This is a genomic window from Pseudomonas sp. NUPR-001, assembly GCF_052147955.1.
GTDB lineage: Bacteria > Pseudomonadota > Gammaproteobacteria > Pseudomonadales > Pseudomonadaceae > Aquipseudomonas.
Genome location: NZ_CP197353.1, coordinates 1,777,321 through 1,790,887, shown reverse-complemented (window position 1 = coordinate 1,790,887; position 13,567 = coordinate 1,777,321). Strand labels below are relative to the sequence as shown.

8 protein-coding genes are annotated in these 13,567 nt (G+C 61.6%); 3 read left to right on the top strand and 5 right to left on the bottom strand.

Going from position 1 to position 13,567, the window contains the following annotated elements; genetic code table 11:
* The first annotated feature begins 29 nt into the window (after nucleotides 1-29).
* The 3 genes from ACP6KB_RS08325 to ACP6KB_RS08315 are packed head-to-tail and all read left to right on the top strand — an operon-like array spanning nucleotide 30 to nucleotide 5,505.
* A complete protein-coding gene (locus ACP6KB_RS08325) occupies nucleotides 30-1,271 on the top strand; it encodes an exonuclease SbcCD subunit D C-terminal domain-containing protein (RefSeq protein ID WP_442113267.1) in 1,242 nt (413 codons plus the stop codon).
* Entirely contained in the window at nucleotides 1,268-4,915 is a 3,648-nt protein-coding gene (locus ACP6KB_RS08320; RefSeq protein WP_442113266.1) for an AAA family ATPase, read from the top strand. The genes ACP6KB_RS08325 and ACP6KB_RS08320 overlap by 4 nt, the downstream gene beginning before the upstream one ends.
* On the top strand, nucleotides 4,912-5,505 hold the full coding sequence (locus ACP6KB_RS08315) for a glutathione S-transferase (protein WP_442113265.1): 594 nt from the start codon (nucleotides 4,912-4,914) through the stop codon (nucleotides 5,503-5,505). Before ACP6KB_RS08320 ends, ACP6KB_RS08315 begins: the two co-directional genes overlap by 4 nt.
* Nucleotides 5,506-5,727: 222 nt before the next feature.
* On the opposite strand, the gene ACP6KB_RS08310 is transcribed toward ACP6KB_RS08315, so the two are convergent.
* The 5 genes from ACP6KB_RS08310 to pepN form a co-directional block, all read right to left on the bottom strand.
* Nucleotides 5,728-6,867, bottom strand: a complete 1,140-nt coding sequence (locus ACP6KB_RS08310; protein ID WP_442113264.1) for a lactonase family protein — start codon at nucleotides 6,865-6,867, stop codon at nucleotides 5,728-5,730.
* Complete coding sequence (locus tag ACP6KB_RS08305) at nucleotides 6,833-7,123, bottom strand: DUF5629 family protein (protein ID WP_442113263.1); 291 nt, start codon at nucleotides 7,121-7,123, stop codon at nucleotides 6,833-6,835. The genes ACP6KB_RS08310 and ACP6KB_RS08305 overlap by 35 nt, the downstream gene beginning before the upstream one ends.
* 103 nt (nucleotides 7,124-7,226) lie before the next feature.
* Nucleotides 7,227-9,608, bottom strand: coding sequence for an efflux RND transporter permease subunit (locus tag ACP6KB_RS08300; protein ID WP_442114277.1), 2,382 nt, complete (start codon nucleotides 9,606-9,608; stop codon nucleotides 7,227-7,229).
* Between the two features lie 20 nt (nucleotides 9,609-9,628).
* Nucleotides 9,629-10,672 (bottom strand): WD40/YVTN/BNR-like repeat-containing protein, encoded by a 1,044-nt coding sequence (locus ACP6KB_RS08295; RefSeq protein ID WP_442113262.1) that lies wholly within the window; start codon nucleotides 10,670-10,672, stop codon nucleotides 9,629-9,631.
* A 232-nt stretch (nucleotides 10,673-10,904) separates the two neighbouring features.
* Nucleotides 10,905-13,562: an aminopeptidase N gene (gene pepN, locus ACP6KB_RS08290; protein ID WP_442113261.1), complete on the bottom strand. Its 2,658-nt coding sequence runs from the start codon at nucleotides 13,560-13,562 to the stop codon at nucleotides 10,905-10,907.
* Between the last annotated feature and the right edge of the window lie 5 nt (nucleotides 13,563-13,567).

Below are 13,567 nucleotides of genomic sequence, written 5' to 3'. Positions count from 1 at the left end.
CGCTGCGCCAGCAATCTGCGGAACCCTTCATGCGTCTGTTTCACACCTCTGATTGGCACCTGGGACAAACCCTGCATGGCCAGGAACGCGATTTCGAACACGCGTGTTTTCTCGACTGGCTGCTCGGCCAGCTCAAGCTGCGCCAACCCGATGCGCTGTTGATCGCTGGCGACATCTTCGACACGGTCAATCCACCGGTCAAAGCCCAGGAGCGCCTCTACGACTTCATCGTCCAGGCCCATGAGCAGCAGCCCAAGCTGAACATCGTGATGATCGCCGGTAACCACGATTCCGGCTCACGCATCGAGCTGCCAGCGCCTTTGATGCGCCGCTTGCGCACCTACGCCCTGGGCCGGGTGCAATGGCTCGACGACGGCGTGCTCGACAGCGAGCGCCTGCTGATTCCCCTGACCAATGCTCGCGGCAAGGTTGCGGCATGGTGCCTGGCGCTGCCGTTCCTGCGGCCTGCCGAGGTCACCGGCGCGCACCTGGGCGATGATTACTTGCGCGGTATCGGCCAGGTGCACGAGCGCCTGATCGCCGCTGCGCTGGAACGGCGCAAGCCAGGCCAGGCGCTGATTGCCGTCAGCCATGCGCACATGGCCGGTGGCTCGGTGTCGGAAGACTCCGAACGCAGCCTGATCATCGGCAACGCCGAGGCCTTGCCCGCCAGCCTGTTCAGCAAAGACATCAGCTACGTGGCCCTGGGGCATCTGCACAAGCCTCAACGGGTCAATCGCGAAGAACGCATCCGCTACTGTGGCTCACCGATTCCGCTGTCCTTTTCCGAGATTGGCTACCCACACCAGATCCTCGAAATCGAGCTCGATGGCAGCACCCTGAGCAGTGTCGAATCTCGCCTGATTCCTCGCGCCGTGCACCTGCAACGCCTGGGCCCTGCGCCGCTGGCCGAGGTACTTGAACAACTGGCCGAGTTGCCGGTGGTCGACCTGCTCGACGACCCGCAGCGTCAGCCTTGGTTGGAGGTGCGGGTACGCCTGGATGAACCGCAACCCGACCTGCGCCAGCAACTGGAGAGCGCCCTGCAGGGCAAAGCCGTGCGCCTGGTGCGAATTGCCGCCGAGTACGCTGGCAGCCGCGAAGGCGACGCGCTCGATGACACCACGCTGATGGAGCTTGGTCAGATGACGCCTGAAGAACTGTTCAGCCGCGCCTGGGCCCAGGCCTACGGCAACGCCGTGGACGAACAGACCCTGGCCGACTTCGCCCTGTTGCTACAGGACGTTCAACAGCAAGAGGAACAGCCATGAAGATTCTCGCCATCCGCCTGAAGAACCTGGCGTCCCTGGCGGGTCCGTTCGACATCGACTTTACCGCCGAGCCGCTGGCCAGCGCAGGCTTGTTCGCCATCACCGGCCCTACCGGCGCCGGTAAAAGTACACTGCTCGATGCCTTGTGCCTGGCCTTGTTCGGGGCGGTACCGCGGCTGAGCAATATCGGCCGCGAAACCAAGCTGCCAGAAGTCGACAGTGACATCCTCACCAGCGACCCGCGCACCCTGTTGCGCCGTGGCACCGGCAGCGGTTTTGCTGAAGTTGACTTCGTCGGCATCGATGGCCGCCGCTACCGTGCGCGCTGGGAAGCCAACCGCGCCCGCGACAAAGCCAACGGCAAGCTGCAAGGCAGCCGCCAGAGCCTGCATGACCTGGACAGCGATCAACTGCTGAGCAACCAGAGCAAAGGCGAATACAAGCAACTGATCGAAGCACGCCTGGGCCTGAATTTCGAACAGTTCACCCGGGCCGTGATGCTGGCCCAGAGCGAGTTCAGCGCCTTCCTCAAGGCTGACGACAAAGACCGCAGCGAGTTGCTGGAAAAGCTCACCAACACGGCGATCTACAGCCAGCTGGGGCGACGCGCCTACAGCAAGAGCAAAGAAGCCGAAGAGGCCCATAAAGCCCTGCAAGACCAGGCCGCCGGGGTGATGCCGATGGCCCCCGAAGCGCGTGCAGACCTCGACCAACGCTACGGCCAGGCGCTGGAGCGGCTCAAGGCCGAGCAAGCCCAACAGCGCCAGCTTGAACTGCAACGTGCCTGGCTGACCGAGTTGTCGCAGTTGCAAAGCCAGGTGCAGACCAGCACCGAACAGTTGCACAGTGCCCAGCAGCACAGCGACAGCCTGCAGGGCGAACGCCTCAATCTGGTACGCCTGGAACAACTGGCGCCGCAGCGTCATCAGTTCGCCCGCCAGCAGGCGTTGAACGCTCAACGTTCGCCCCTGGCCGACAGCATCAGCACGTTGACCCAGCAGCACAACGAATTGCTGGCGCGGCAGCAGCAATTGCAGGACGAGCAACACACGGCCCAGCAGGCCCTGAACCAGGCCTTGAGCCAGCAAAGTGACAGCGCGCCACTGCTGCGTCAGGCGTTCGCCGAGCAAAATACCCTGGCGCGCCTGTCTGCCGAGCTGAGCAACTACCAGACCCTGAAACAGCAAGCAGCGCTGGCCTGCAGCGAAGGACAACAGCAGATCGCTCAGCTGACCGCGCAACAGCAGCGCACTGAAGAGCAGCTCGCGCAGATCAGCGCACAACTGCTGCACAGCGAATCCCTTGCCGGTCTGGGCGATGCCTGGAGCGCTTACCGTGATCGCCTGCAACAGCTGATGCAACTGGGCAACCGCCTGAACCAGGGGCGCGCCGAACTGCCGGGGCTGCAGGAACGGGTCAAGCAGACCAGCGCTGAGCTGCAACAGCAACAAGCCGCCATCGCCCTGCTCTACCAGGAAGCCCAGGCCGAGCCCGAGAGCATGGCCGAACAGATCGGCTTGCTGGGCGAACTGCTGCAGCAGAATCGCCAGCAACAGCGTCAGGTAGAAGACCTCAGCCGGCTTTGGGAGCAGCACCAGGAGCTGGAACAGCGCCTGGCCGCCCTGCAACAGCGCCAACAGGCCGCTCTCAAGCAGCGTGAGCAACTGATCAGTGAGGGCCTGAGCGGCAAGAGCCAGCTGACCGCCGCCGAACAGGCGCTGACCGTCACCCGCCAATTGCTCGAACGCCAGCGCCTGGCCCGCAGCCAGACCGTGGAAACCTTACGCGCCCAGCTCGAAGACGATCAGCCGTGCCCGGTGTGTGGCAGCCAGGAGCACCCGTACCATCAGCCTGAAGCCCTGCTGCAGCAGTTGGGGCAACATGATCAGGATGAGGAGCGCAACGCCCAGCACGCCGTCGATGAATTGAAGAAGCAACTGGACGAGCTGCGCACGCAACTGGGCGGCGTCAATGGGCAGATCAAGGAATACCTGCACCAGCAGGAGCAACTGAGCGAGCAACTGCAACGCCTGACGCCCGGCTTGCAGGCCCATGCGCTGTACCCCGCACTCAACGAGCAGCAGGTCGGTCAACAAACCGCCTGGCTGGCGTTGCAACTGCGCCGCCTGAGCGATGACATCAGCCGCGACGAGCAGCGTCAGGCCGCCCTGCTGAGCGTGCAGAAAAACGCCGCCCGTCTGCAACAGCAATTGCAGGCCGCCACCGACGCCAATCAGCAGGCCAACCAACTGCTGCAGCAGCAACAGCAAGCGCTGGGCGCCGATGAACAGCGCCTGGAGCAGGAACTGGCCAGTTTTGCCAGCTTGCTACCCGCCGAAACCCTCGAGGAACTGCGCCGTGAACCGGCCGCCACCTTCGTGCGCCTCGACCAGCAACTGGCCCAACGCCTGGACCTGCAGCAACGGCACAAGGATGAGCAGCTCGAACACAATGAGCGTCAGCAAACACTGGATAAAGCCCAGCTTCAGCAACAGACCCGGGCGCAGAAGCTGCAGGAGCTCGAGGCGCAATGCACCGCCCTTGAGCAGCAACAGCAACAGAGTCAGGCCAACCTTGCCGGTCTGCTCGGTGAGCATCCTGCTGCGGAGCAGTGGCAGCATCACCTGGAGCAATCGGTAGCCAACGCTCGCCAGCAAGACACTCAGGCTGGCCAGCAGCTGCAGGAGACCCAGGCTCGGTTGATTGAACTGGCGACTGAACTCAAGGCCAAAGGCGAGCGCATGAGCGCCCTGGAGCAGGAACTCGCCGAAGCCAGCGCACAGATCGCACAATGGCGCCAACAGCATCCTGAACTGGATGACAGCGGTCTGGAGCACTTACTGGCCCTGGATGACAACGCCGTCAGCCAGCTGCGCCAGCGCCTGCTCGACAGCGAAAAAGCCCTGGAGCAAGCGCAGGTGCTGCTCAAGGAGCGGCAACAACGTCTGGAGCAGCATCAAGCACTGGGCACACTGGAACTTCCCGCTGAAGACCTGGAGCACGCCTTGCACACCTTGCAGGCGCAACTGTCCGCCAGCGAACAGGCGTGCGCCGAGCTGCGCGCCGAACAAGCCGACGACCAGCGTCGCCAACAGGCCAATCAGGCCCTGGCCGAGCGCATTGCCGAGGCTTACGCGCAATGGCAGCGCTGGGCGCGTCTCAATGCCCTGATCGGTTCGGCCAGCGGCGACACCTTCCGCAAAATCGCCCAAGGCTACAACCTCGATTTGCTCGTGCATCACGCCAACGCGCAACTGCGGCAACTGGCTCGGCGCTATCGTCTCAAGCGCGGTGGCAGCCTGCTCGGCCTGCTGGTGCTGGATACCGAAATGGGTGACGAACTGCGCTCGGTGCATTCGTTGTCCGGTGGCGAGACCTTCCTGGTGTCGCTGGCCCTGGCCCTGGGTTTGGCATCGATGGCGTCGAGCACCTTGCGGATCGAATCGCTGTTTATTGACGAAGGCTTTGGCAGCCTCGATCCGCAGTCGTTGCAGCTGGCCATGGACGCCCTCGACGGCCTGCAGGCGCAAGGGCGTAAGGTCGCGGTGATTTCCCATGTGCAGGAGATGCACGAACGCATCCCGGTACAGATCCAGGTACGCCGTCAGGGCAATGGCTTGAGTTCAATCGAGGTCAACGGATGATTCTTTATTCGTTCCGTCGTTGCCCATGGGCCATGCGTGCACGCCTGGCCCTGCGTTACAGCGAGTGCCCGGTGGACATCCGCGAAGTCAGCTTGAAGGCTAAACCCCCAGAGCTGCTTGAGCTGTCGCCCAAAGGCACGGTGCCGGTGTTGCACGCGGGTGACGAGGTGCTCGATGAAAGCCTGGACATCATGCGCTGGGCCCTGGCCCGGCATGACCCGCAAGACTGGTTGCTGCGCGCCGACCCGCAGGCGGCGCAAGCAGCCGAAGCCCTGATCGTGCGCAATGACCGTGACTTCAAGGTGCAGGTCAATCTGTACAAGTACGCCGAGCGTTACCCACAACAGTCCCGTGAGGATTATCGGCAACAGGCTGAACGCTGGTTAGCCGAGCTGGAAGCCCGGCTGACGCAGCAGCGCTATTTGTTCGCCGAACACCCGAGCCTGGCCGATGCCGCCTTGCTGCCGTTGATGCGCCAGTTTGCCGGGGTAGAGCCGGATTGGTTCGCCAACGCGCCTTACCCGCAGCTGCGTGCCTGGCTTCAGGGTTGGCTGGAGTCGGCGTTGTTCAAGGCGATTATGGCCAAGTAACCAATCGATCGCGGGGCAAGCCCGCTCCTACCGGGTGGGAGTGGGCTTGCCCCGCGGTCCCTTCATTACACAGCCAGAATCGGCGACGAATACAGAAACAGCAATACCGCCACGATGCGCCAGACCATGCTTCATTCCCTGTGTGAGAAGAGTCAAAAATTTAGCGTCAAATTCAATCACATGGCGATAGGCTATTACCAGAATCTTTACATGCGCCGATTGTCACTCGACAAACTTCAGGTCCGAGGGCGCATCCTGGGGCAGCTTCTGCACCGTGTCACCGAGCATGCCGCTACGCGGATCACGGCGAATGACGACAATCTCGTTGCTCTTCTGGTTGGCCACCAAAAGGAACTTGCCCGACGGGTCGATGGTGAATTCACGCGGATGGTCGCCCTCGACGCTGCGGCGTTGCACCTGCATCAGTTTGCCGCTGTCTTCATCCACAGCGAACACCACTAATTCGTTAGCCGTACCGCGGTTGCTGACATACAGAAAGCGCCCATCCGCCGACAGGTGCAAGGCACCCGCAGCCTTGGCCGAGGCGTCGTTCTGCTCGGTCAGCGGCAAGCGCTGCAGCTCGACCAGCTTGCCGTCCTCGTGGGAAAACACCACAACCTGAGCACTCATCTCCAGGGTCAGATAGGCCTGTTTACCATCACTGCTGAACAGCAGATGGCGTGGCCCGCTGCCCGGCGGTAGCTCAACGAATGCGGGGGTGGCGGCGCTCAGGGGATGCTTGGGGCTGGCGCCGTCGTAGCGGTAGATGAACACCTTGTCGGCGCCCAGATCGCTGGCAAACAGGTAATGCCCATCGGGTGAAGACACCACCGAATGCACATGCGGCCCGGCCTGGCGCTGCGGGTTGGCGCCGCTGGCTTTGTGCTGATCCTGCTGCACCGAGGCTGCCAGTTTGCCGTCTTTGGCTACCGGCAACACGCTCAGGCTACCGCCCGGGGTCGGCTGCACGCCATAGTTGGCCACGAACAGGTAGCGCTGGTCATGGCTGAGGCTGGCGTGGGTTGGCTCATCGCCAGCGCTGCTGACCTGGTTGAGTGGCTTGAGGCTGCCGTCTTTGCTGCTGATGGAAAAACTGCTGGCCTGGCCCTTGCCGGCGCCATTTTCGTTGACCGCAAACAGCAGGCGGTTGTCCACCGACAGGGTCAACCAGGAGGGGTTCTCACTCTGCAGCACCTGCAACGGCGTGGGGTCGATCTGGCCGCTGTCGCTGTTGAACGCGTAACGGTAGAGCCCTTCGCTGCTGCCATCGGTGTAGCTGCCCACCAGCAACTGCGCGCCGTGGGCGGTGGCAAACACGCTCATGGCACTAGCGATCAGCAACGTCTTCAGTTGGCGTTTCATCGTCATCCTCATCCGGGGCGCGAAAGGCACTCATACAGACTAGCCGATGCTCGGTGCTGTCGGTTGCGATGAGCCATTCCTCGCCGTCCTTGCGGGCGGCAGCGATCTGCTCGGGAGAGAACGACCACTTCTTCAGCGCTCGTCCATCCATACATTCGATATGCAGGCCGGTGGCGTCGTAGGTGAAGTCAAAGGCGTGCAGGCCGTCGACCAGCAGCATGTCGGCGGACTGCAGAATAGTGGAGAGGGTTGTCATGGGATGGGTGTCGTCAGGTAAAGAAATGCATGATACCTGAAAGCATCGCGGGGCAAGCCCGCTCCTACCGGTAGGAGCGGGCTTGCCCCGCGATAAAGCACGGTCAATGCGCGAAGATCGAATTGCTCGCTTTGCCAGCCATCTTCTCCGGCTTGATCAGGAAACGTGCCAGTGCGGGCAGCAGCCACAGCGCCCCGAACATGTTCCACAGCAGCATGAAGGTCAGCATCAGGCCCATGTCGGCCTGGAACTTGATCGCCGAGAAGATCCAGGTGCACACCCCGATCGCCAGGCACAGGCCGGTGAACAGCACCGCTTTACCCGTGGACTTGAGGGTCTGGTAGTAGGCTTCCTGCAACGGCAGCCCGGCACGCAGGAAACTCTCCAGGCGGCTGTAGATGTAGATACCGTAGTCCACACCAATCCCCACGCCCAGCGCCACCACCGGCAAGGTCGCCACCTTGACGCCGATGCCCATGAACGCCATCAGCGCGTTGCCCAGCACCGAAGTCAGCACCAGCGGCAGGACAATGCACAAGGTTGCGGCAAAGGAGCGGAAGGTGATCATGCACATCACCGCCACACAGATGTACACCAGGATCAGGATGGTCAGCTCGGCCGACTTGATGACCTCGTTGGTGGCCGCCTCGATACCGGCGTTACCGGCTGCCAGGAGAAACTCCAGGCCTTCCTTGTTGTGGGTATCGGCGAACTCCTGCACCGCCTTGACTGCACGGTCCAGGGTCTCGGCCTTGTGGTCGTTGAGGAACACCAGTACCGGTGCCAGCGAGCAGTCGGCGTTATACAAGCCGTCGGCACGGGCGATGGAACTGTTGAGCACGTCCGGGTTGCGCGACAGGCTTTCCCATTTCAGGTTGCCTTCGTTCATGCCCTTGATCATCTGCTTGGACACGGTCACCAGCGAGATCGCCGACTGCACGCCCGGGGTGTTCTCCATCTTCCACATCAGCTCGTCGATCGGCGCCATGGTCGAGTAGATCGAGCAGCCCTCGGTCGGGGTCTTGACCATCACCACCAGCACGTCGGAGCTGGTCGAGTAGTTGTCGATGATGAAGCTGTTGTCTTTGTTGTAACGCGAATCCGGACGCAATTCCGGCGCACCCTGATCGAGGTCGCCGATCTTCAGGTTCTGGCTGTACCAGAGGCCGCCACCAAAGGCCAGCAGGGCCAGGACGATGGACACCGGTGCCACTTTGGCGCTGGCAAAGTTCGACAGCAGGCGCCAGAACGGATGTTCGCGGGTGGCGTCCTTTTTGCTGCGCTCGATGGCCTTCTTGCTGATGCCGACATAGGAAATCGCCACCGGCAGCAGAATCAGGTTGGTGAAGACGATCACTGCCACACCGATCGATGCGCCAATGGCCAGCTCACGGATCACCCCGATGTCGATGATCAGCAAGGTAATGAAGCCCACGGCGTCGGCAAGAATCGCAATCATCCCCGGCAGGAACAACTGCCGGAATGTACGGCGCGCGGCGGTCAGGGCATTTTCAGCCTCACTCGATTGCAGGGCGATACCGTTGATCTTCTGCACGCCATGGGAAATACCGATGGCGAAGATCAGGAATGGCACCAGCATCGAATACGGGTCCAGCCCGAAGCCTACGGCATGCATCAGCCCCAATTGCCACACCACCGCCACCAGGGTGGTGATCAGTACCGCGATGGTGCTGCGGATGCACCAGGTGAACCAGTACAGCAGCACCCAGGTAATCACCAGGGCGATGCCGAAGAACATCGCCACCATCACCAGGCCATCAATCAGGTCACCGACCTTCTTGGCAAAGCCAACGATGTGGATTTTGACGTTGGGGTTCTGGGCCTGGAACTTGTCGCGGATCTTCTCTTCCAGCTGATGGGAGAACTGCTGGTAGTCGAGTTTGATCAGCTTGCTCTGATCTTTAGGATCCGGGTACGACTCCAACAGCGGCACATCAATGATGCTCGACTTGAAGTTGTTGCCAACCAGGCGCCCCACCTGCCCGGACTTGAGCACGTTGTTGCGCAACTGATCAAGGCTGTCAGCCGAACCGTCGTAGGTGTTGGGAATCACTTCACCGCCGGCAAAGCCCTCTTCGGTCACCTCGGTCCAGCGCACGCTGGGGCTCCACAGCGACTTCAGGCCGGAACGATCAACGCCAGGAATATAGAAGACTTCGTCGTGGATCTGGCGCAAGGTCTCCATGTAGTCCTTGCTGAAGATATCGCCATCGGTGGCCTCCACCGAAATCCGCACAGTGTTGCCAAGGTTGGCCAGGTCATTGCGGTGCTCGATCATCTTCTCGATGAACGGATGCTGCAGCGGAATCATCTTCTCGAAGCTGGTCGAAGGGCGAATCTGCATGGCCTGCCAGAACAGGAACACACTGACCAGCAGACAGATGAAGATCACCACCGGGCGGTTGTTGAAGATCAGGCGTTCAAGCAGCGTCGCCTTGTCTTGATGATGCTGCTGCTGATTCATATTGAACTGCTCCTGATGAGTCATGGCTGCACCCCTTCGCCGCCTTGGGCCGAAGCCAGATGCACACCACCCTGGCCAACCAGCACCAGGCCTCCACCGTTTTTACCGCTGACACCGGCGAGGGCGACGCGATCGGCACGGTTGAATACGCTGAAACTCTGGCCGTCGTCGCTGCTGCGCAGCACGCTGCCGCCATTGCCGACCAATACCAGGCTGCCATCATCGAGAAGCGTAGCGCTTGCTAGGCCAAACTCGAGCGCGCCGCGGGCAGCTTTCAGTTCGATCTGCTGCCAGCTGTCACCGAAATCCGTGGAGCGATAGAGGTTGCCACGCAGCCCATAGGCCAGCAGCGTGCGCGGCTGGGCCGTGCCAATAACGCCAAACAGCGAACCCTGGTAAGGGCCTTCGAGCTTCTGCCAGGTCTGGCCGTCGTCGCTGGAGCGGAACATGCTGCCCTGCTCACCAACGATGAACAGGCCGGCCTCTTTGACTTGGGCGATGCCGTTGAGGTGGAACTGGTCTTCGTTGTCCAGGCGATCAGCAACATCGTGCCACTGCTTGCCGCCGTCGGTGGTTTCCAGCAATGCGCCATAAGCGCCCACGGCAAAGCCGTGCTGGGTGTCTTTGAACCAGACATCCAGCAACGGCGCTTCGCGCTGCAGGTCTTCAAATTGCTTGGTCCAGGTCACGCCGCCATCAGCGCTGACCAGCACCTGCGCATCATGGCCAACGGCCCAACCGTGTTTGTCATCGACAAAGTACACGGCCGTGAGCAATTGCCGCGTCGGGACTTTGGATTGGGTCCAGGACTTGCCCTGGTCATCGGAGAACAGAATATGGCCGCGGTCGCCAACGGCAATCAGACGGTTACCGGCACGGGTCACATCAAGTAACAGGCTTTTTTCAGCCTTGGCCGATTCAGTGGAGTAGACCGGCTGCTCAGCCGCTGCCGCCTCCGCCGTATTGGCCCACAAGCCGATGGCCAGCAGCAGCAATCCGCTGGCGGCCAATGCCCATGGACGGGCGCGCGCTGCGCCGGTACCTGCCGGATAAGGCACGGTCATAGATCTGTCCCCCGATTATTGTTATTTGGGTCAATCTATTTGCAGGTACTGCCAAAAACCGTGTTCCAGAGCCCCGCAATAGCTGAGAGCCATCCTATCGGGGTTTGCGAAGGGCTGACAACGAATGGGACGTTATCTTTTGTTAAGCGCAGAAAGCATCGCGGGGCAAGCCCGCCCCCACAGGTTTGGCAATACCTGTAGGAGCGGGCTTGCCCCGCGATCAGAGCCCAAGTCAGACCAGACTCTTACTCACCACCTCATAAACATCACTCGACAGCGAGCCAGACGCCAGAATGCGCTCCAGTTCGCCCTTCATCAGCGCCTGACGAGCAGCGTCGTACTTGCGCCAGCGAGTCAGCGGCGCCAGTTGCCGCGAAGCGATCTGCGGGTTGAGGGCGTTGAGCTCGATCACCAGGTCCGCGAGGAAGCGATAGCCAGAGCCATCGGCGGCATGGAAGTTGATCAGGTTCTGCCCGGCAAAGGCACCGACCAAGGCGCGCACCTTGTTCGGGTTCTTCATCGTGAACGCCGGATGCTGCATCAGCGCCTTGACCCGCGCCAGGCCACCCGGCAGGGTGCTGGCCGCCTGTACGCTGAACCATTGGTCCATGACCAGTGGGTTGTCCTTGAAGTTTTCTGCAAAGACGTCCAGCGCTTTGGCCCGCTCGGCTTCAAACGGTGAGTTGACCAACACCGCCAGCGCGGTCAGGCGCTCGGTCATGTTGTCACAGGCGTCGAACTGTTCCAGGGTGGCCGCCAACACGTCAGGCTTGCCACTGAGCATCAGGTACGACAGCGCAATGTTCTGCAGGCTGCGACGGGCAAAATGCTCGGCCTCGGCGACGTATGGGGTGTCGCGCGAGACGCCGCGATTGGCCTGGTAACGGGCATACAGCGCGTCGAACAGCTGGTCGGCGATCTGCTTACGGGCGAACTCACGGGCCGCGTGGATCGCATCGACATCGGCTACTTCGCTGATTTCAGTGAGGTAGGCTTCGCTTGGCAGCGAGAGCATCTCGGCGACCATGGCCTGGTCCAGTTGCTCGTTGGCCAGCACCGCACCCAGCGCGCTGACCAGACGCTGATCGAGCACCATGGCACTGCCCTGCTGATGCTGGGCGATCAGCTCCTGCAGGACCTGTACCGACAACTGCTGACCGGCTTCCCAACGGTTGAAGCCATCGCTGTCATGCTGCATGAGGAACATCAGCTGGTCGCGATCGTACGGGAAGCTCAGCTTGACCGGCGCGCTGAACCCCCGCAGCAGCGATGGCAACGGCTTGGCGGCGATGTCGACGAAAGTGAAAGTTTGCTCGGCTTCGGTGACCGACAGCACCCGCGAGGTGGCGCCAGCGGCCGCTTCACCTTGCAGGCGCAGGGCAATATCGTTGCCCTGGGCATCCAGCAGGCCCATCTCGACCGGAATCACGAACGGCAGCTTCTCGACTTTGTCGGGGGTCGCCGGGCAGCTCTGACGGAAGGTCAGGCTGTAGGTCTGCGCGGCACTGTCGTATGCCTCGCTGACGGCCAGACGCGGTGTTCCCGCCTGGCTGTACCAACGCTTGAACTGGGTCAGGTCGACGCTGTTGGCATCTTCCATGGCCTTGATGAAATCATCGCAGGTCACAGCCTGGCCATCATGGCGCTCGAAATACAGGTCGCTGCCTTTACGGAAGCCTTCAGCGCCGAGCAAGGTGCGCACCATGCGCACCACTTCCGAACCCTTCTCGTACACCGTCAGGGTGTAGAAGTTGGAGATTTCGATAAAGCTGTCCGGGCGCACGGCGTGGGCCATCGGCCCGGCATCTTCAGCGAACTGGTGAGTGCGCAGGTAGGCGACATCTTCGATGCGCTTGACCGTGCGCGAGTTCATGTCGGCACTGAATTCCGAGTCGCGGAACACCGTGAAGCCTTCCTTGAGCGACAGCTGGAACCAGTCGCGGCAGGTCACGCGGTTGCCCGACCAGTTGTGGAAATATTCGTGGGCGACCACCGCCTCGACCCGCTGGTGTGCGGCGTCGGTTGCGGTTTCGGCACGGGCCAGTACGCAACTGGAGTTGAAGATGTTCAGGCCCTTGTTTTCCATGGCGCCCATGTTGAAGTCGTTGACCGCCACGATCATGAAGATATCCAGATCGTACTCGCGGCCATACACCTCTTCGTCCCAGCGCATGGACTTCTTCAGGCTGGTCATGGCGTGCTGGCACTTGTCGATGTTTTCCGGCTCGACATAAATGCGCAGGGTGACGTCACGGCCCGACTGGCGGGTGAACTTATCTTCGACACACCACAGATCACCAGCTACCAGGGCAAACAGGTAGGCCGGTTTCATGAACGGGTCTTCCCAGGTCGCCCAGTGACGGCCGTCGTCCTGCGGGCCGCTGCCCACCGGGTTGCCGTTGGACAGCAGTACCGGATAACGGTGCTGTTCGGCGATCACCGTGGTGGTGAAGGTGCTCATCACATCCGGACGATCGAGGTAGTAGGTGATCTTGCGAAAACCCTCGGCTTCACACTGGGTGCAGAACATGCTGCCGGACTTGTACAGGCCTTCCAGCGCGGTGTTGCTTTCCGGGTGGATCTTCACACTGGTGTCGAGGGTGAAGCTGGCCGCCTTGGGCTGCACGGTCAGGTGACTGTCATCGATCTGATAGTCGCCAGCGTTCAGCGCCTGGTCGTCGAGGGCAACACTGAGCAGTTCCAGCTGCTGGCCGTCGAGCACCAGTGGCGGCAGGCCGGCACCACGCTCTGGGTTGCGGCGCATGACCAGCTGCGCGTGGACCAGCGTGTGGTCCTCGAACAGTTCGAAGGTCAGGTGCGTCTCGTCGATCAGGTACTCGGGCGCCTGATAGTCCTTGAGGTAGATCACTTGCGGCTGTTCGGTACGCATGTGGC